This is a genomic window from Bordetella tumbae (assembly GCF_965139195.1).
Taxonomy (GTDB): Bacteria; Pseudomonadota; Gammaproteobacteria; order Burkholderiales; family Burkholderiaceae_B; genus Bordetella_A; species Bordetella_A tumbae.
In genome coordinates, this window is the sequence record NZ_CBCSJH010000007.1 from 42,039 (window position 1) to 61,435 (window position 19,397).

At 56.8% G+C, this 19,397-nt stretch carries 20 protein-coding genes and 1 tRNA gene; 4 read left to right on the forward strand and 17 right to left on the reverse strand.

Translation table 11 applies throughout. The features are described 5' to 3' along the window. Positions 1–381: 381 nt before the first annotated feature. The 4 genes from grxD to hemA all read right to left on the reverse strand — a co-directional run bounded on the left by grxD (position 382) and on the right by hemA (position 4,146). Positions 382–708 carry a Grx4 family monothiol glutaredoxin gene (gene grxD, locus ACNA0J_RS10410; RefSeq protein WP_415818790.1) on the reverse strand — a complete coding sequence of 109 codons (327 nt, stop codon included), beginning with the start codon at positions 706–708 and terminating at the stop codon, positions 382–384. Positions 709–876: 168 nt separating this feature from the next. Next, on the reverse strand, positions 877–1,695 hold the full coding sequence (gene prmC / locus ACNA0J_RS10415; protein ID WP_415818791.1) for a peptide chain release factor N(5)-glutamine methyltransferase: 819 nt from the start codon (positions 1,693–1,695) through the stop codon (positions 877–879). A 1-nt stretch (position 1,696) separates the two neighbouring features. Continuing rightward, entirely contained in the window at positions 1,697–2,779 is a 1,083-nt protein-coding gene (gene prfA, locus ACNA0J_RS10420) for a peptide chain release factor 1 (RefSeq protein ID WP_415818792.1), read from the reverse strand. Positions 2,780–2,871: 92 nt separating this feature from the next. Further along, a complete protein-coding gene (hemA, locus tag ACNA0J_RS10425; RefSeq protein ID WP_415818793.1) occupies positions 2,872–4,146 on the reverse strand; it encodes a glutamyl-tRNA reductase in 1,275 nt (424 codons plus the stop codon). 187 nt (positions 4,147–4,333) lie between these two features. On the opposite strand from hemA, the gene ACNA0J_RS10430 reads away from it, so the two are divergent. Continuing rightward, positions 4,334–4,409 (forward strand) — tRNA-Phe (locus tag ACNA0J_RS10430). Positions 4,410–4,558: 149 nt separating this feature from the next. On the opposite strand, the gene ACNA0J_RS10435 is transcribed toward ACNA0J_RS10430, so the two are convergent. Then, a complete protein-coding gene (locus tag ACNA0J_RS10435; RefSeq protein ID WP_415818794.1) occupies positions 4,559–4,792 on the reverse strand; it encodes a hypothetical protein in 234 nt (77 codons plus the stop codon). 47 nt (positions 4,793–4,839) lie between these two features. Between ACNA0J_RS10435 and ACNA0J_RS10440 the strand changes: the two genes are divergently transcribed. The 3 genes from ACNA0J_RS10440 to ACNA0J_RS10450 all read left to right on the forward strand — a co-directional run bounded on the left by ACNA0J_RS10440 (position 4,840) and on the right by ACNA0J_RS10450 (position 6,388). After that, positions 4,840–5,508 (forward strand): SOS response-associated peptidase, encoded by a 669-nt coding sequence (locus ACNA0J_RS10440; protein ID WP_415818795.1) that lies wholly within the window; start codon positions 4,840–4,842, stop codon positions 5,506–5,508. Between the two features lie 204 nt (positions 5,509–5,712). Then, positions 5,713–6,072 carry a hypothetical protein gene (locus ACNA0J_RS10445; protein ID WP_415818796.1) on the forward strand — a complete coding sequence of 120 codons (360 nt, stop codon included), beginning with the start codon at positions 5,713–5,715 and terminating at the stop codon, positions 6,070–6,072. 31 nt (positions 6,073–6,103) lie between these two features. Then, positions 6,104–6,388, forward strand: a complete 285-nt coding sequence (locus ACNA0J_RS10450) for a hypothetical protein (protein ID WP_415818797.1) — start codon at positions 6,104–6,106, stop codon at positions 6,386–6,388. Positions 6,389–6,576: 188 nt separating this feature from the next. Here ACNA0J_RS10450 and ACNA0J_RS10455 read toward each other — a convergent pair whose 3' ends face one another. From ACNA0J_RS10455 to ACNA0J_RS10510, 12 genes are all read right to left on the reverse strand, one after another. Continuing rightward, on the reverse strand, positions 6,577–6,843 hold the full coding sequence (locus tag ACNA0J_RS10455; RefSeq protein WP_415818798.1) for a hypothetical protein: 267 nt from the start codon (positions 6,841–6,843) through the stop codon (positions 6,577–6,579). After that, the gene (locus ACNA0J_RS10460) at positions 6,840–7,271 is read right to left on the reverse strand and encodes a glycoside hydrolase family protein (RefSeq protein ID WP_415818799.1); all 432 of its coding nucleotides are present in this window, start codon (positions 7,269–7,271) and stop codon (positions 6,840–6,842) included. The genes ACNA0J_RS10455 and ACNA0J_RS10460 overlap by 4 nt, the downstream gene beginning before the upstream one ends. A gap of 259 nt (positions 7,272–7,530) precedes the next feature. Further along, positions 7,531–7,917 (reverse strand): hypothetical protein, encoded by a 387-nt coding sequence (locus ACNA0J_RS10465; protein ID WP_415818800.1) that lies wholly within the window; start codon positions 7,915–7,917, stop codon positions 7,531–7,533. Positions 7,918–7,976: 59 nt separating this feature from the next. After that, complete coding sequence (locus ACNA0J_RS10470) at positions 7,977–8,753, reverse strand: hypothetical protein (RefSeq protein ID WP_415818801.1); 777 nt, start codon at positions 8,751–8,753, stop codon at positions 7,977–7,979. A gap of 21 nt (positions 8,754–8,774) precedes the next feature. Next, positions 8,775–10,751, reverse strand: a complete 1,977-nt coding sequence (locus tag ACNA0J_RS10475; RefSeq protein ID WP_415818802.1) for a hypothetical protein — start codon at positions 10,749–10,751, stop codon at positions 8,775–8,777. A gap of 58 nt (positions 10,752–10,809) precedes the next feature. After that, entirely contained in the window at positions 10,810–13,512 is a 2,703-nt protein-coding gene (locus ACNA0J_RS10480) for a host specificity factor TipJ family phage tail protein (RefSeq protein ID WP_415818803.1), read from the reverse strand. Positions 13,513–13,887: 375 nt separating this feature from the next. Then, entirely contained in the window at positions 13,888–14,367 is a 480-nt protein-coding gene (locus ACNA0J_RS10485) for a DUF1833 family protein (RefSeq protein ID WP_415818804.1), read from the reverse strand. After that, positions 14,364–14,825, reverse strand: coding sequence for a hypothetical protein (locus tag ACNA0J_RS10490; RefSeq protein WP_415818805.1), 462 nt, complete (start codon positions 14,823–14,825; stop codon positions 14,364–14,366). Before ACNA0J_RS10490 ends, ACNA0J_RS10485 begins: the two co-directional genes overlap by 4 nt. Continuing rightward, on the reverse strand, positions 14,822–17,941 hold the full coding sequence (locus ACNA0J_RS10495; RefSeq protein ID WP_415818806.1) for a phage tail tape measure protein: 3,120 nt from the start codon (positions 17,939–17,941) through the stop codon (positions 14,822–14,824). Before ACNA0J_RS10495 ends, ACNA0J_RS10490 begins: the two co-directional genes overlap by 4 nt. A 42-nt stretch (positions 17,942–17,983) precedes the next feature. Next, the gene (locus ACNA0J_RS29695; RefSeq protein WP_460490294.1) at positions 17,984–18,241 is read right to left on the reverse strand and encodes a phage tail assembly protein T; all 258 of its coding nucleotides are present in this window, start codon (positions 18,239–18,241) and stop codon (positions 17,984–17,986) included. Next, positions 18,241–18,624 carry a phage tail assembly chaperone family protein, TAC gene (locus ACNA0J_RS10505; RefSeq protein ID WP_415818808.1) on the reverse strand — a complete coding sequence of 128 codons (384 nt, stop codon included), beginning with the start codon at positions 18,622–18,624 and terminating at the stop codon, positions 18,241–18,243. The genes ACNA0J_RS29695 and ACNA0J_RS10505 overlap by 1 nt, the downstream gene beginning before the upstream one ends. Before the next feature lie 2 nt (positions 18,625–18,626). Then, entirely contained in the window at positions 18,627–19,349 is a 723-nt protein-coding gene (locus ACNA0J_RS10510; RefSeq protein WP_415818809.1) for a phage tail tube protein, read from the reverse strand. Positions 19,350–19,397 lie beyond the last annotated feature (48 nt).

Sequence of the window (19,397 nt, forward strand, 5' to 3'; positions counted from 1 at the left end):
CGTCGCTGCGCTCCTTCGGTTTCCCTCGCTCGACGCCGAGGCGCCCCAACGCGGCCACTGCCCCGCATCAACTCACAGCAACTTCAATCGTATGATCGCTGGGACGGGCTGCTTGCTTAGGCTTCGTGGGACACCGTTTTTTCAGAACCGAAGATCTTGCAGGGCTGCAATTTTGGTCGCCTACGGGCGCGACCAAAATCGCTATCGGACTGGCCCATGAGAAGGGTTGGCTCGGCTGCCACATCGTGCGCGAGTAAAGAGGGATCGCGCGGCTGTCGACATGAGATGTCAACCTGCCGGCCTCTGAGGACGGTCAAGCAATCAGGGCGCAGCGCCAGCACGCAATGAACCTTGGGCTGGCGCCACGGGATGCGCAGATAATCAGGCCGTTGCGCCGGACTGGTCCAGCAAGGTCTTCAACTCGCCGTTTTCGTTCATCTCGGTCATGATGTCCGAGCCACCGATGAATTCGCCGCTGACGTACAGCTGCGGGATGGTGGGCCAGTTGGAGTATTCCTTGATGCCCTGGCGGACTTCGTCATCCTCGAGCACGTTGACGGTGATCAGCTTCTTGACGCCACAGCCTTTCAGGATCTGAATGGCGCGACCGGAAAAGCCACATTGGGGAAACTGGGCCGTGCCCTTCATGAACAACACCACGGGGTGCTGGGTTACGGTGTCGCGGATGAATTCTTGTACGTCGCTCATGGTGATCTCACAAACATGTAAAACGGATGGATTGCCCCACGTCCTGAATACTGTGCCGCAAAACGATGTGGCGTGGGCTTTGGCCTCAGGGGATAGCTGGAAAGAAGTGGTACCTCATCGCAGCCCCTGATGCTGGCGCGGGGTTTCTCGAAAATTCGGATAAATCCATTATAGAGACCCGCCAGAAATTCGCTCGATTCCCGAAAGGTCGCGCAGACTGGTGACGTTCTTGAAGCCGGCATCCATCAGCAATTGCCGCACGGCCTGCGCCTGGTCCCAGCCGTGCTCCATCCACAGCTCGCCCCCCGGACGCAACCGGTCGACTGCGCCGTTCACGATGGTGGTCAAATCACGCAGGCCGTTGGCGCCGTCTGTCAATGCGCCACGAGGCTCAAACCGCAGATCGCCCTGCCCCAGGTGTTCGTCATCACGGGAAATATACGGCGGGTTGGAGACGATCAAGTCGTAGCGGGCGCGGGGCGGCAAGGCCTCATACCAACTGCCTTGCGCGAAGTCCACGCGCGCGGTCAAACGCGCGGCATTGCGCACGGCCATCTGCAACGCAGTCGCGCTGATATCCGTGGCAGTGACTGTGGCTTGCGGTGCTCCGAGCGCGATGGACACGGCAATCACGCCGCTGCCTGTGCCTAAATCCAGCACGGCGGATTCGGGACGATCGGCGAGCCAGGCCAGGGCCGTCTCAACCAATAGCTCCGTTTCTGGCCGTGGAATCAGCACGTCCGGCGTCACCGCGAAATCGTGTCCCATGAATTCGCGATGCCCCACCAGATATGCCATGGGTTCGCCAGCGAGCCGTCGCGTGACGAGAGTCTGATATTGCTGAGCCTGCCAGGACTCGATCGGATCGGTGTCGTGCGCCAGCATCCACGCGCGCGGTTTATGCAGCACGTGCTCGAGCAGCATGCGCACCTCCAGCCGCGGCAAGCGCGCGTCCCGCAACAGGGTTTGCAGGATGGGGCGGCTCACGTTAAACCTCGTCTCCCAGCGCCGCCAACAACTCGGCCTGGTGTTCGGCGATGAGTGTGCCGGTTAATTCTTCCAAATCGCCTTCCATGATTTGCTGCAGCTTGTACAACGTCAGGTTGATGCGGTGATCGGTCACACGACCTTGTGGGAAATTGTACGTGCGAATGCGCTCGGAACGATCTCCCGAGCCCACCAGGCTCTTGCGCTCTGCGGCCTCTTTGCTTTGGCGTTCACGCAATTCACGGTCTTTCAGGCGCGCGGCCAGTACCTGCATGGCCTTGTCTTTGTTGCGATGCTGCGAGCGGTCATCCTGACACTCCACTACCAGGCCCGTCGGCAAGTGCGTGATGCGCACGGCAGAATCGGTCTTGTTGATGTGCTGCCCACCAGCGCCGCTGGCGCGGAACGTGTCGATACGTAGATCAGAGGGATTGATGATGATCTCGCCCATCTCATCGGCCTCCGGCATCACCGCCACGGTGCATGCCGAGGTATGAATGCGGCCTTGGGCCTCGGTGGCGGGCACGCGTTGCACGCGATGCGCCCCCGACTCGAATTTCAGCCGTCCGTAGGCACCATCGCCGTCGATGCGTGCGATCACTTCCTTGTAGCCGCCCAGCTCTGAGGGGCTTTCCGACATCAGTTCGACGCGCCAGCCGCGTTGTTCGGCATAGCGTGAATACATGCGCAGCAGATCACCGGAAAATAGCGCGCTCTCGTCACCGCCCGTGCCCGCGCGGATTTCCAGGAACAAGCTGCGGCCGTCGTTGGGGTCACGCGGCAGCAGCAGCAACTGCAGCTCGCTTTCCAGGACTTCCAGACGATCCTTGGCCGTTTTGATTTCTTCCTCGGCCATGGACTTCAGGTCGGGATCGCTCAGCATGTCCTGCGCGGTCGCCAGATCGTCTTCCGTCCGTGCAAACTGCCCAAATGCCGATGCAACAGGCTCGAGCTCTGCGCGCTCGCGCGATAGTTTGCGAAAGCGTTCCATATCGGCAGCGGTTTCGGGTTCGGCCAACAGTGCGTCCACCTCGATGAGGCGGTGAGACAACTGTTCCAGCCGACTGCGCATGGAAGATTTCATATACGGATACCAAAGGGACAAAAGGGGATTAGCGAAACGCGGGCGCCCGAAAAGCGAACGCCCGCCGAGAGGCGGGCATTGCGGCAGCAGCGCTAACGGCGCGTATCACGACCCGGGAACAGGCGCGGCATCCAGGCGAGCAATTGCTTGCGCTCGTCGCCTTCGCTGCGGTTCAGTGCCGCCAACGGGCCGTGCAAGTATTTCTGAGTGAGGCCGTGTGCCAACTGCTCCAGCACGGCCTCGGGCGACTCGCCACGCGCCAACATGCGGCGGGCGCGGTCGAGCTCTGCGGCGCGCACGTCCTCGGCGGCCTGATGCAGGTCGCGGATCACGGGCACGACTTCGCGCGACTGCATCCAGTGCATAAAGCCCTGGACACGCGTTTCGATGATGGCCTCGGCTTGTACCACCGCAGCACGGCGGGCATCGGTACCGCTTTGTACCAGGCGGCCCAGGTCATCAACAGAATACAGATACACGTCATCGAGCCGGCCGACTTCGGGCTCGATATCGCGCGGCACCGCCAGATCGATCATCACCATCGGACGGTGACGGCGCTGGCGCGTCGCGCGCTCGACCAGCCCCAGACCCAATATGGGCAGGGAGCTGGCCGTACAGGAAACAATGACGTCGAATTCCGCCAGGCGATCGGGCAGATCGACGAGCTTCATCGTGCTGGCCGAGAATTTTCCGGCCAAGGCCTCGGCGCGCTCTGCCGTACGATTGGCCACCATCATGCTGCGCGGGCGCTGCGCCGCAAAGTGCGTCGCACACAGGTCGATCATCTCGCCTGCGCCGATAAACAGCGTGCGCGCCTGATCCAGATTGCCGAACACGCGTTCGGCCAGTCGCACCGCAGCCGCCGCCATCGATACCGAATGCGCGCCGATCTCGGTCTGCGACCGGACCTCTTTAGCAACGGAGAATGTGCGCTGGAACAGCTGATGCAGCAACGTGCCCAACGAGCCGGCCTCGCCGGCGGCACGCACCGCGTCTTTCATCTGCCCCAGAATCTGCGGCTCGCCCAGCACCATCGAATCGAGCCCGCTGGCCACACGGAACGCATGGCGCACGGCATCGTCCTGCTGGTGGCGATACAAGTGAGGACTGAGCGCCCCCGCCTCGAGGCGGTTATGGTCGGCCAGCCACACGGGCAAGTGCTCGGCTACGTGCGCGTCCGCCGCACAATAGACCTCGGTGCGATTACAGGTCGACAGAATCGCCGCCTCGCGCACCGCCCCGCCAAATGCCGACCGCAGGCCCTCTAATGCCGGCCGCACCAAATCGACGGGCATAGACACCCGTTCGCGCACCGCTACGGGCGCAGACGTGTGATTCAGACCGAACGCAAGAACAGCTACGGACATGGGATACAGAAATAAGCGCCGTCAGGCGGAGCACGACGCATTTGTAACATGAGGTAGATGAAAATTATACAGCCAAGGGTTATCCCTTAGTAAAGCTGATTTACACATGTTTTTTGTCGGTCTGGCACTTTTTTTGGGGATTCGCCTGCACAAGGTCAAAAAATTGTGTATAGTTGCGGACTTCGTTGGCCTGGTAGCTCAGTCGGTAGAGCAGCGGATTGAAAATCCGCGTGTCGGTGGTTCGATTCCGCCCCAGGCCACCAACGAATTCAAAGGGTTACGCAACTGCGTAGCCCTTTTTTATTGCCTAATGTGCGGCGTTTATGTGAGGCGCATCACATATACAGTAGTCGTGAGGCGCAGACTTCTGATAACCGTGGTCTTGCTTTCAACTACCTCGGACGCGCTTTAATCACTGGTGACCAAATCCAGCTTCGGCCGTGAAAGCTAATACGATTTCAGGGGTGGCTCCCTTTCGCAGTAACCTCAAAACCTGTTTCAATCGACCGGTATCGTCTGCTAAATAAGAGTCGGGAACGGAAATCTTGGTTCCGCCATACGTAGGAACGAGAAAACCCTCATCATCACGCTCGATCAATTGACGAGCAGCTTTGAGCTCACCCAGAATTGAATCAATGTGTTCCATGATCGCGCCTTGTTGTAATCGGGCTGTCTAGTGTACGGAAGGTCAGCATGTGCAGCCACTACCAGGGCATAAAAAAGCGCGAGCAGATGGAGAAATATTTCCGGGCTCACGGCATCCCTTTGCCAGCCGATTGGGACATGTGGCCGCGCCGGTATGGTGAGTTTGTGCGCAGACCACCAGAGTGGGATTCTAGCGATGAGGCGGTACCCGAGCGCGAAGTAGAGGTAGGCCGCTGGGGCATGATCCCGCCAGGAACGAAGCCAGACAAACTGGATGAGGCTGGTACGAAAAGTACATTCAATGCTCGATCCGAAACTGCCGATAAGCTCTGGACGTTTCGCGGCGCATGGCAGCGTGGACAACACTGCATCATCCCCGCTGAGGCAATCTACGAACCGGACTGGCGATCAGGCAAAGCTGTGCCGACGCGATTCACGAGAGCCGATGGCGCACCCATGGGCATCGCCGGACTCTGGGACCGATATAAGGATTCGGACGGCAACTGGCGGCTGAGCTACACCATGCTGACAATCAACGCCGACGCTCACCCACTATTCAAGCACTATCACCGCCCAGGCAAAGAAAAACGCATGGTCGTCATCCTGCCAGACGGCGCATATGGTGAATGGCTTGCCGCAGGTCCAGGCGAAACCCGGGATTTCCTGCTGCCCTACCCGGCGGACGCTCTGGTAGCTACGCCCGAACCAATTAAGTGATTTGCTGCTGAAGGGCGACTGCGCCTTCGAGTGAAGCCCTAGAGCCGCGGCACTCTCCGCCACTCCAAAGCTCAAATATCCACCCGCCATTCACGAAGACCCGGCATATGGTCCAGCCACCAGGACCCGACCAATAGTACTCATCGACCTGCTGCCAATCAGTTGCGCTCATTGGTGTCTCGATATTCGTGACGGATCGCCACTGTGGCACCGATTTTATGGCGCTATATACTGTTTATGCAAACAGTGTTTTCAGCCATGCCAGAATCGAAATATCCCCCAATGACTCGCGAGCAGTTGCGCGAAATCATGCAGCGCCGCCTAGGCGACCCAGACATCATGAAGCTGCTGCGTGAGGTCTCGCGATTGCGCGCCCATGCACGCCGGACCCTCTACGTCTACCAACAGTGGATTGTCGTGCGCACCCCTGCGGCTATCTCTTGCGCGGAAAGCCACTTCCGTGAGCTAAAGAAGGAACCATTTGCGCTGGAAGATGATGACGACGAACGGGCAAGATCCCATATTCCTGGGACCAAGTATTTCGTGCCTAAGCAGGTTAAATAGTCCGATCAACACGGGGTAACATGCGATGACCATGATCTACCCCATCCCTGAATCCCTACAAGACTCCCACGACGGCGACGAGTGGGCTATTGCTGCAATCCTGGACGGCCGGGTCGTGGCGCTACGCTATATCTCGGATATAGCGCCCCAGATCGCACTTGAGGCGCAGCCAATCACCGAATGGTTGTACAGCGATCCACTAGAGTTGCGTGAGCTGCAAGCACTGGGGCCAGTCGGCGTCGGGCTCGTTGGACCCGACGGCTTTGAGCTGCAATGGATTCAGGAGCCCGTTAAAAGCTTCAATCTATTGCGTTAAAAGTCCACCAAATAGAAACAAAATAGTACTGATAGAAAAATTACTACTTTATTGCTATTCACTTATCCGCTTTACACAGAGACAGCCACGTCTCGTTGTTGTCGCGGAGAAAGCGCCTCACCGGAGCGGGCGTAGCCTTTATCTGCTCGCTGTCGTCGAACCAGTACAGGTTGGCGTGCTCGCAGTAATCAGCGACGACCCTGACCGGCGGGCTTGCGCACCCAGCGCTCAAGATCAGCAGCGACAGCAGCATCATCCATAGAAGCCGTTTCATTGCGCACCTCTTGAACAATTTGGCGGGCTTCGTCCGCCTGTTTATTGATTTGGGTTTCTCGTTCCTGCCGTTCGATAGCTCGGCCCGTGCTTCGCCCGCGAACATAGACGGCGATCAGCGTCACGATGGCCGCGCCAATGGCAATCAGATAGCCCTTAAATCGCTCAATGATGGCTATCATTGCCACTCTCCCGTACGCATCTGCTTTGACAGCCGCTGCGCCCTGGCTGGAGTCTGACGAGCCCACAGACTGTTGAGCATGCCGTCTGCGGCTTTTGCATAGTCGTGGCGTGCGACCATCGCAAGAGTGTTTTTGAAGCCCAACAGACCATCCACGCCCATTTGAAACGCCATGTTCAACAAAACACCCTTGCGTGCTTCGTCTAGCGCTTCAAACCAGGGCAAACGCTTGCTAACTTCAACTGACACGCGCTTGATGTCATTGGCGAGCAGATAAGCCGCTTCATCAGGCGTTATCCCGCCCCCCTTCCGTTTATCAATCAATCGGCCTATCCCCAAGGTCCAGTATCCGAGGTGGTCCTGATAGGCGTGCAGTACTTCGCCTTCGTCACGACGCAGCTGAGTTGTGAGCTGGTCCTGTAGTGTCATGATCGCCTCCACCGTGACGCATTAATCATCATGTTGAGCAGAATGCAGCCCGCAAACACTGTCGTCGCTACGCTCGGCCACTGACCGAACAAGACTGGCTGCAAGCCGCACGTAACCGAACCGCCCACCATCAACGCATACCGCGCCCTGCGGGCTAGATCATGCTTGCCGACATGCGTGAGTCGGCAAATGCATGACCCGCAAATGGCGATGCAGATCGCCAAATTGATGATGGCCGTGATTTGATTTGTTTCCCAAGTCATTGCGGCCCCCCGCCTATTCGGCGTTCAAACACGCTACCTACGCGGGCAATAATCCAACGGCCTATGCGAGGCCAATCGTCGCCCACGCCCCCAACCAACAAAGCAATAGGGGCCAGCAACCACGACGTATCATCGCCACCGATCCAGCGGCCAACGATATCGGCCAGGCCCGCAGTGATAAGAACCGCCGTAGCATTGAGCCGCAGGAAGTACCAAACGGCTCCGAGCCTGGCCGTAGGGTCGCGCCGCCCTAACGACCACGCAGCCCCCACTGTTGAAGCAATGACAATGACGGCATACGGGCCGATGATCGCCGCCAACGTTGGTCCAAATAGCACCGACGCGACGGCTACAGCAACGTTGACCGGGTCTAAGTTATTCATCCGAATCCCATAAAAAAAGCCCACAAACGTGGGCATGATGAGTTTTTTGAAAGTTCAAACTAGTCGATGAACATTGACTTCATGTGTTTGTTGATACGCGCCAGATGTCCGGCGTTCTGCGGCCGAGAGAGATCAATCGTGGTGTGATAACCGACCGAAAGGAGGAAGCTCTCCAAAGTACCAAAATTCAACTTATTGAATTCATACATGCGGTTTAGTACCGAACCAGGATCTGCAAACGCGGTTGGACTCGAAGAAATCAAAGCTTCGTCCCGAAATAATTTCCCACCGAGATCATTCGAATAAGTGATTACATAGCGAGTAGGTACAGGATTCGACGTAACAGTGTCAGAAACCGGGAATGCTGTACCGTTCGCAATCACCAGCCGACCGGCAGTGTTCACAAGTATGCGGGGGTTGCCGGCAGTGCCGTTCGCCGATGTTAAAAAACCGAGTGTTGACGCTGCGGCACCAGCACGCATCATCACGAAAGCCATCGAGAATTCAGTGGCGGGAAACGGCGATGCACTCACATCGCCTAGCCGCAATACATTCACGCCACTCGGCAAATTGTTGGCTGATGCCAAGATATCAAAACACGGCGCCCCATTAGGGAACGCCCCAATCACAAGCGGGTTATCCACGAGCGCAGTTGGCATGAGTTGGCCTGTGGCTCGATTGATGGGCGACTTCCCATCATTAAAAATATAGCTGGGGTCAATAACTATTCCGAAATCAGGGAATTTTGCGATTGCCTGCGCGTCCGCTGATCTGACCAGTTTTGGCAGATCTGGGTTGTCAGTGACCACGCTCGGATATTGTTGGACTTGCATCATGATTGGTTTACCTTCTTAAATTCAAACGCGAGACAGGGTGACGGTTTCTACGAACGACGGGCAATAGCTACGAAGGCTCCGAAGCTCATCCGAGATGATCACAGTAGTCGGGTCGGTATCACACAGATCACCCGCACCACCGTTCAATACAATGCCCTCAGGCTTGTAATCTCGCGCATAGCGGACAACCAAATCCTCGGGACTTACGCTTTGGGGCAGGGTCAAAATTACGTTCTTGTACTCATCCAACGTAACGACAGGAACGCCAGCGTCCTCTCCCCCAGTCAACACCTTGTATCCGCTCTGCGCGGTGGTCTCAGTCAGCTGCAGAGGAAATCCACTGGCATGCGGAATGCGAATGCGAGTATCAGACTCATACACGGGCTTGCCTGGCATGATGAAGTTGGTCATCGGGCGGCTTAGAACTACGTCAGCCGAGGCGCGACCTAGATAGCAACCCAGTTGCTTGGAACCGATATTGCTCAGATGAGTGCCATCGCTGGCATAGTCGGCACGCGGCAAGTGATACAGCGGAGTAACCAACCTGAAGGTGTTAGGATAATTTCGGGCCAGCCACAAATAGGCCTTAGCAGGGTTACTCGCGTTGCCGGTGGCCCAGTTTTGATAAGTATGCATCGGCGGCGTCCACTTCTGACCAGTAACAGACTTGACGAAGGACACTTGATAAGCGTACAGAGCGAGAAAATAGTTACGCCATACGATCTCATCCATCCCGCCATCAGATTCGCCTTGTCCGTAATGCAGGACGGGAACGATGTACTCTTTCCCCATCTCTTCCGCACGCGCCTTTTGCTGTGTCACGTGATCGCGCCAAACAGCGATCCACGATGAGTTCTCATTTAGCTGCGTAATGCTATAACCGCCATGACCCGCCGTTGATGAGAAAACCGGCAATGCATTAGGGTCGATACCCCAATCTTTGATTTGGACGCTAAAAAAGTTCGCCGCGCCCGAACATGGAGTCTCGCCAGGATCTGGAGATCCGTTCCCAGCGATGTTTGACGTGTTTTCAATCAGCGGAATAGCCGCCTGCGTACCTGTTCCACCACCCGTTCCGCCTGGTCGAGTTGAGCGAGGACCTTGGCCAAACGTCCAATTGGAATATGGCTGATCCGTAGATAGCGGAGGAATCCCTCGGCACCCCATGTATAAGGATTGCCCATATAAGATCTGACCCAACATTTGAGTCAAGGGATTGAGAGGGAATTTGAGGTTCGCCTCAGAGTTTGCAGGTGTGGCCTCGCCCGACCAGTCGCCGACCTGGCTGAAGTTCGCAAAAATGTACTCGTTGCGATCAACAAACACAGACCCCATACCCTCTGTATCGGGGGCATTATGAAATTCATATTGAGTCTCGTCGCCGCTAGAAGCGGAGCCGTTGAACACAAACTCGCCGGACGTGGTTTTGGACTCGATCACGAAATCGGCCGAATCTGTACCCACGTATGCTTTGTCTGTAAAGAACTCCGGTACTGGGTACTCGTTAAAGAATTCGTACTGCTCAACTGGCTCCCCCACTAGAGCGCTATAGGTCTCCAGGGCATAATCCACTTCCTCTCGCGTTGCAGGCTGCGCGGCGGAATAGACCAATTGCCCATTCCTCCATACATAGTCACCGTTTATAGGGTTCTCAACCGTGTGACCTGGATCGTTCGTAACTTTTCCTGGAGTCTCGTCCATCTGCGCAGGAGGGCCTTGCATCGCAGCCAAAAGCTCGGCTTTAGTTGCGCGAAAGATCGTTCGATTTGCCGCAACCGCAGTTCTCGCCGCCTCTTCAGCTGTCTCTACAGCTGCCAATACAGTTCCCGGGTCTGCAAGCCGTTCAATTTCACCGTAGGTTTTTCGCACTCGCCCTAAGCGATCAACCCAATTCGGGTTGACCCGGTCGTTCATTGCGGTGTCGTAATTCTCAGCGTTGTCGAGCAAATCCTTCGGGTTGGTGCTCGGAACGGGGTTCCCAGTGTTATAGGTCGTCATACCGTCGCCCATAAAAAAAGCCCCTCGAAAGGGGCTTGTGTTGATGCAAGTTATCTAATTAATCGGGTGGGAACGCGTCGTCCGATGCGTACTCCCTCCCGTCGTAGTTCTCGGCTTTGACAGATACAGAGTCATTTCCCTTTGGGGAGATGTCGGTGATCCAAGCTGGAAAGCAGAATCTCTCCGACACACCTAGAAAGGCATGTGGCAGCTCCATCGTGAGCGTGACTGTGGGCCAGGGCTGGGGCAGCGGCACGATGACCTCAAAATCGCTATCGCCACGCTCCGCCGGATAAGGCCCAACAAACGTCCCGTCTGGGCGGCGGTACCCAAAGATGTGCGCCTTCCCATCCTCCCAGGTCATTGCGTCATTGAGGACGATCTTTGCTGAACCAGCAGGCGCGGCGCTTACATGGACGATCGGTGACGACTGTCCGAAGCCTGGGATATCGTCGAACAATGGCACATAGCTCTTGTATTCGCTGTTCAGCGCGTCAAGTTCCGTGGAAAAGTTGTAGGTCCATCGCCGGTAACGCAACCGTCTTCGATAACGCATTCCAATACGCCACGCAATCGTGCGGTCAGTCACGCCCTTGACGGTGATCTTTTCCACCTTGAAGAAGTTATCTCCCGGCAGGCCGCAGCGCACGACATCCTTTGCCCAAGTCTTCGAGTTGATAAACTCGACCTCGACCCCATCAGGATCGTTCGGCTGGCGAGACGCGAACTGACGCCTTAGAGGGCTGGTCATGTTCTGCGGCGAGTAGGATTGTTCGAACACCGTCCGAACTCCTTCGCGAATGGGCCTCACTTTCCCATCAGAAATCGTGAACTCGCCCATCCCTGCCTCGACCGCCAACTGAAGCGCCTCCTTCACTGTCGTCTCGTCAAAGACATAGTCCAGTGTTTCACCTCTCGAATACCAAACTGAATGCAGCTGTTGCAGCGCCTCCATATCGATTTGCTCGTCGGTATAGCCGATGGTCGTCAAGATGTACCGAAAGAATGCAGAAATCTGTCGTGTGGCCTGCGGCTCCGTCCAGGTGTTATCCGGGTTGAGCTGCGGCAGCAAGCGCTCTACGACCAGGTTGATTTGGTTTTCAGACTGGGCAGCTATCCGCCCTCCCGAACGCAACGAGACTGACATCGTCGTCCAATCGGGATAAACCGTCCGCGTCGGTATCCGAACCTTCAAGCCGTACCAGGTGCACTGATCGCGCACTTGGTTGTCGATGGCATTGGCAGTGATACGCCGCATCCGACACGACGGACGCATCGGATATGGAAGGTCAATCCGTTCCGTAAAGCCGATCTCGTCTAACGTGGCTTCTGTATAGGTCTTGGTAACGGTTGTCCGCACACCAGTTTCAATGTCGCGATATTGGAACTGAACGCTCACGCTGCGCGAAGAAGTCTTGGCATCGTCCTCTATGTAGGCGAGGCCGTTCTGATAGAAAACGTCATACTCAATTGTTGACGTCTTCTCTTCAGCAGGCGTCGCCACAAACTCGCCCGTCCATTCCCCGTAGGCTGCACCATCGCGATAGCGCACCTTCGCCCCAGCGACAGACAACGGGTCGCCTTCTGTCTGAAAGCGCCCCGGCGCGACTTGAAAAGCGTCTTCGCCTACCGCCGCATATATATTCCGAGATAAGTCGCTCCCAAAACGCAACACCACGGACGGCCCGGGAGGCAGAACGATAGGGTTGCCCGTGCCGACTTGCTCTAAACGAACGGTGTAGATGCCAAGCGTACCGCCCGGCGCTATCGACCGAATGCGGTAGACCTCAACGCTATCTATCGGGCCTAGGCCGATGATCGCATTGGGAGCAAGCAACGTATTCGGCAAATGATGGAACCATCCTGTGATTTCACTGATCTGGTATCCGGGCGCTGACTCTGTAGGCGGCACCGTGATGGTTACTACCTGGTATGGGACAGGGAACTCAACCTGCACATTCGACCCCGGCCCCCAACCACTCGGCCACCCCCCCTCCGTCCGCCGGATGTTGTCCCAGTCAAACACGTAGGCAGCGGGATCAACGTTATCCCGATTCGCGACGTTGGTCGAAAGAACGAGTCCTGGCGTGCCTGAAGAGGTTCCGCCGACTTCCTCAGTCTGGTGCCAATGTTCAGACGCGTAGTCGCCAGACAATTCAACTCCTGGCGGATATATCTGATAGGTCGCATCGTCGCCCAGCGTGTCGAACGGTGTGTCACCTATCTTGACATCCTGCCCATTGACACCATAAAGACCAGGCCCAATACAAACGAGAAACTGCACCCGCTGCGTACGCTGGTTTTCAAAGAATCGATGCGGCGGAACTAAGTAGTCGGGATACCGCTGATGCCTACCCGCTATTTCAGGGACCACCTGACCAAGCTTGGCCTGGTTGGCCTTCGCGTCAACAGTCTCAAGACGCTTACTCTGCTCCGCCGAATTGGAGCCTGAGACGTTCGTCTTCGGAGTAAGCCATCCAAAAACGGCATTGAAAATTTTCCCGATAATGCTGCCGATACTCTTGAACACTCCACCGCGTGGTAGCGCATAGACGCGCACGACCGTTTCCGGCGAAAGCACCTTTTCCCACAAGGCAGGCGGAATCTCTGCATCGTCGATCTTGACAACGACCGGCTGTGAGGTAACGCCTCGCCATTCAATCTTGTTGGCATCCAGGAATCCCGCGAAAGTATCACCGGTCCATTCGTTCGTTTCGAGCACCACTTCGGGCAAGAATGTGGAATACACCTCAATCCGCATAATAGACAACCTTTGTATAGCGCTCTTCGAATTTGCTCGGGCGAGTCAAGCAAGGCCCAGTGCCGATGTCGGTCTCTAGAATCCATTGCATGTTGTCCGCCTCGACAACCAGCCCCACATGCACGCACAACCCTGCCCGCCAGGCGGTAGCGATGGCACCAGGAACTCTTGGTGTGGGCCGTAGACCGTAAGCACCTGCTACCTCTCCACATGCCAACGTGATTTCCTGTAAGGCCCCTGGTTTAGCCGCCGGACACGACGGCAAAAGCGGCTTGTTAAACAGCTCAGCACGCGCATCCCGCGCCATACCCCAACAGTCATACTCATGCGGGCCGCGTCCACCTGCCACGTAACGCGTCAACAGATACCGATTGATCATGTAAACCTAATCCCCGGCGCAGTTTCCGCCGTGTATCTAGGGCGCGGCCACGCCGTGTTCAGAATGTCGTAGTACCCCGCTTCAAATTGCGCCTCGACATCCTCAAAAATGCCACCCCGTATAGTCATAACTGTCGGGGCGCGGGACGGCGCTGACTTATCGCTTTCCAGGTACTCCCGATAAATCAATTTGACTTCTATATCAGCCTCAAGTGCTTGGTCCACATAACGCTGAATGGCTCCGTCTATCGCAGGGACGCCGAAAGTCAGCGTCTGCACGCTCGTGGAGTTCTTAGCTGGCAGGGTGATGCTCAATGAGCCTGCCTCGAACCAAACCATTTCACCGTTAACGCCAAGCAGCTGATCCTCAAAACTGGCGCAGATCCGAATCCATCGCTCTGGCAGCTGTATTTCAAGCGTCGGAATGATGAGTTCGTTCGTAGGCGCGGAGGCGTAGACAACAGATAAGATTGTCATGCTCTAGGCCACTTTTGGTTCATTGCAATATCAAAGATGCTTGCCCCAGTAATGAACTCGGGGAAGTTCCCCCAACCCGGAGGCAACAAAGGACGGCTCCAGACCTCCAATTCAGCCGAGATACGCCACGATGAAAGACCGACAAGTTCCGGCCCCTCGTACACGTCTTTGAAGTGACAGACGGTCGTCACCATCCCTATAGGACTCAACAACTTGAAGTTGAACCAATCCGCACCGTCGTTAATGGAATCTCGATACCATGCTTCAAATGCCGCTGCTTGGTTCTGCCTAAGTATCCAGTACACCGACACGGTGCTCGGTCCAGAGGGAATACGCCTATAGCGTGACCGGCCGGACTGCATCGGCGTGCGCTTGAATGTTTCAGCATGCTTGAACCCGTACCCCTCCCTAAGAGGGAGGGGCAAATCAGCCGGAAAATCAATGTCCGTTGAAATCATCGCCCAACCCTTCTTAATCCATAAGTGCTCTGCATCGCATCAGCTGCATCGCCGCCATTGCGGATGTTCGATACAAAGATTCGTATGACATCCTCACCATCCAGACCCGAAGACTGATCGACTGTCCCTGCGCGCTCCCGATCCTCATTGAGGACCACCGTCACGCCTCGGCCTGAACGGTCCACATTGGAATCAATGCGGCTCAGTACCGAGTCAAGCTTCGCGCTCGTTTCTGCCGTAGTAACGCGCTCGCCCTTCTTCAAAAGCCATGTGCCGGTTTCAGGGACCGCGTCAATACCGTCGTGAGCCATGCCAGCAAGAGACAGCGCCCCCACTGCGGCGGCCAAAGGTGCCGTTGCCGCGATAGCCGTCTCCATAGCAACTGGAGCAAGGGCAGGGCCTACCACCGGTATCGCGGCGGTAGATGCATACGCCGACAGCCCAGCCTGCAATGAGGTAGCAGCTGCATTCGAAGCTAAGGTGCTAGCCGCGCTGGCTTGCGTTGTTCGCCCTACTAAGAGCTGCACTGCTTGATAGACAAGCCATTGCGCGGCCATTTGCGTCAGCGCACCGACAATACTTCGGACCATCGTGGCGCCGATGTTCACAAAAGTGTCACCCAGGGACTGGCCCTCTAATGCCATCGCAGCCAAGTTATTGCCGACAGCGGCTGTCGTGTCGTCGAGCGTTCCAGAAATAAAATCCGCAGCCTGCTGCTGGTAATCAATGGCGGTGTCTCGGTAGTTCTCCCACGCCGATGAGACGCCGTCCAACCAGTTCGCCTGAGCCTCATCTTGCTGTTCGTAGAAATCACGCTGCAAGGCGAGCCGATCTTCAAGAGCCTTACGGAGCACCTCCGTTTCAGCGTCATAAAGGTCCTGGTCGATGTCCCCCCTGTTCAACTGAGACTGGAGATCACTCATCTCACGATTGAATTCTTGCCGGATGGTAAGAATTTCTCTCAACCGTTCCTTGTACTTATCACCCATTCCCGCGCCAGCGAGTTCAAGCTCAAACCCATCACTCGCGGTTTGGTTTCTCTCGTCAAGAGTGGCAGCGTATGAAGCCAACTTGAGCGCGTTCTCGTTCTCGCGCTTGAGCTTCAGCTTTACATCTAGCTCTTGTGCAAGTTGCTTTAAACGCTCCTTCTGCTGCTCATTGATGCCGACCAGCTTTCCGGATTCCAACTCAAAAGCCAGCTTTGCAACCTCGCTGGCATCCTGCTGCCGCTTGCCGGTCGTATTAATTAGCTCGATCTGGCGCTCGTAATCCTTGATCGCTTCAGCTGCCCGCTGCTCGCGGGCTTTGGCCGCACTCGCAGCGGCGCTCTGCGCGGCCTGAGCTGCCGCCTTGGCCTTGGCTTCGCGCTCCCGCTCCTTCTTTTCTTCCTCTGCCTTTTGATCTGCCGTGCGCTGGAGAGCAATCAGCTTCTCCCCCTCGCCATCCTTCAGCCCCTTAACAAGTCCCGCTCCGATGCGCGCCGCTAACCTGTCAGCCTCCGTCCGCTTTCCAGTGAGCAATATCTGCTCATTGATCTTGTCTGACAGCTCCGTAAAAGCCTTGGATGCTGCCACCGCCCCACCGGCAGCGGACGAATCGAAGCCAGCGATGATGGCGGTCAGCTCGACTATGCGATCATTGAGCCTTGCTGCTGCCCCGCTAGCATTGTCAAATTCGCTCTTTGCCTTGATCAGCTTGTCATTCAGACTCTGGAATCGCGAATCGGTATTCGGAATACCAGCCAATTGCGCCGACAGTGAATTAACAGCGTCATTTGCATCAAGCGTCTTAAGCTGAGCCTTCGCCAACTCGTTCCGGATATCAATCAATGCAGCCTGTGCATTGCTCTTGGTGAACCCATCAAACGAGGCGCTCAGGTAGTCAACCTGCTGCCCAAGGTCTTCAGCCTTATCTTTGGACTCACCTGCCGAGGTCGCGAAGTACACCAGCGCTGCGCCAGCCGTGATCGCCGCACCAACAGGCCCGCCAAGAAGTGCCATTGCGCCGGACGCCACCCGCGCAGCAACACCAACAGCCGTGATACCCGCCGCCGCCCTGGTGGTAACGCCAGCCATGGACGCCAAAGCCATCTGATAGCGCACCGATTCCGCGGTGGCCGCGGCGAAACTCACCGCCGATGCTGTTGCTGCTGCGGCCAGGCGTGCGCCGAGGACGACGGCAATCGCCCCAGCTGCTGTAAGAGTCTTATCCCAAGGGATGGACACCAGCGCCCGCACCAGCAAGCCTGCTCCGTCCGCGACTGTGGTGACGAGCGAACTGAAAGCCGCGACGGCCTCAGGGCTCGACAGCTGCTCGTTGAACTCTTCAAGCGCAATCCGAGCCCCATCCAGACTGCCGTCGTCAGCGGTCAGCAGGCCGCTGATCGTATTGCGCAGTCCGTCCAGAGCGCCACCGAACGTAGTACGCGCCGCCTCTGCTGCGCCCCCGTACGTCGCTTCCAACGCCTTTAGGACAATGGCTTGTGCCTCGCTCGCTTTGCCAACCGACTCCAACGAAGCGACAAGTTTCTTCTCGTCCTCAGTAAATCGAAAACCCTGTTTGCTGAGAGAGGCCATCCCCTCAGAAGGCACATCTAGAGCACGGCCAATGGTCTCGGCAGATTGTTGTATCGACATCCCGGTACGAGACGCCATGTCCGCTGCTGCTTTCTGAGCGCGGACGAACTCATTTCCAACGATGTTGGTAAACGCGAGCAGGGCAGTTTGCGCTTGATTAATATCTCCGGCGCTGAAAATGCTCGCGCCCTCAAGCTCTGCCGCCAGTGCGTTCAATTGGTCGCGACTAAATCCGGCTGCCTCACCAGTGGATTTCAGCACCGCCGCAAGCTGTGCCTGCTCACGTTCAGCCTGCTTTGTCTCCTCAATAACTGAACCGAAGATCGTGCCCAGCGATATCCCGGCTATGGTTCCTGCCGCGACGGCAGCGATGGTCGCATACGCTGCTTTGGTTCGTGCTGCGGCTGATTCCGCATCCTTTCCTATCTGGTCGCTCTTGGCCTTGGAGATGCGGCCAGCCCGATCCATTCCGGATTCGAACCCTCCTAGCTTCGCAATCAAATCAAGCGTCAGAGTGCCCAGACTTCGAGAGTTCGACATTTTCAACGCCCAAAAAAAATCCCCGCCGAAGCGGGGTAATGCTTATGCCCATTCCTTCATGGCCTGTTCCAGCGAGATAGCTGGCGCACTCTCATGAGGCATGAAATCGTAGATGGTGTAGCCACCGTTCTTGCTGTGGGAATTGGCGTAAAGCGCCGCAATCGTCGCAGCTGCGCGCTCTACCCTCATGCCTAGGTTCAGGCCTCCCCGCTTAGCCCGGTACTGTCTCCATGTGACAAACTCTCGGTAGCTCAGACGCTCTTTCGCTTCGGCGATTGTGCAACCGCCGATGCCGTTCATTACGAGTTCGCACCAGACCTCTTCCTCTTCGGTGAGGTCTTCAACTTTCCCAGGCCATTCACCTCGCCTATCACAGCAAGAAGCGACGTAGTCAGCTCACCATCCAACGGGCCGCGTTCCGGATCAGCTTCGCCCGTAATATCCCCAACGGTGAAAACAGGCTTTCCATCGGCATCGCAAATGCTCGCTGCAATGCGGCCAGCAACGGCATCCACCTTTCCGGACATCGCCAGCAGGTCGGATACTGCGGCGCTATAACCCAGAGGTCGGACGTAGACGGTAAAGACCAGGTCTTCACCATCCTTATTCCACTTGACCTCTTTTTCAACAGGCTTGCCGGTAAACGCGCCCGCTGTCGCCAAACTCTCTTTGGTCATCAACATGCTTAGGCCACCTTACGAATCCAGGCGGAGCCGCCCGTGCGTTGAAGGGTTGCAGCCGTCGCCACAACAGTGTTTGCCGCGAAGTCGAACGGGAAGTCGGACACGTAAGCGCGGAAAACAAACCAAGTGCGAGTCGCGGGCAGATTGAAATCGTCACCTGCCCCAAGGGTCGCTGTCGCCGCAGCGCCGGTTCCGTCGCCGTCAATAGCAACAGTCGGGGCCGATGTGTACCCGGAACCAGGGTTAGATACAGTGATGCCAGTGATTACGCCGCCTGACACGGTGGCGGTCGCGGTAGCGCCGGTGCCGCCGCCGCCCGAGAGCGTCACCGTCGGCGCGGTCGTATAACCGCTCCCCCCATTCGTCACGGTGATGCCTGAGACGATGCCAGTCGCCATTACAGTCGGCGGCGCTTTGCCATCGGACCAGCCCACAGCCCAGGCCAAATCCTCAACGTTGTCATCCTCAGACAACTGATGCAGGCGGATATGCGACACGTTGCGCGGATCAGCGTTAATGTTCAGCGTCGCCTGCCCAGGCGTACGCAAGCCACGCAGATAGCTGCGAATCTTGTCACTTAGGCACGTGGTTTCGATCTGATCAGCGGGGTTTCCGCCTGGCGAGAACGCTGTTGCGCATTCAATTTCCAAGGCCTCGAACTTAGTCGGGTCCTCAACAGTGGGCGCCAATACATAGATTTGTGTGCCCTGGGTCAAGATGGACATGGTTTCAACTCCAAAGGAACCCGATTCACGGGCAAAAAAAAGCCCCGC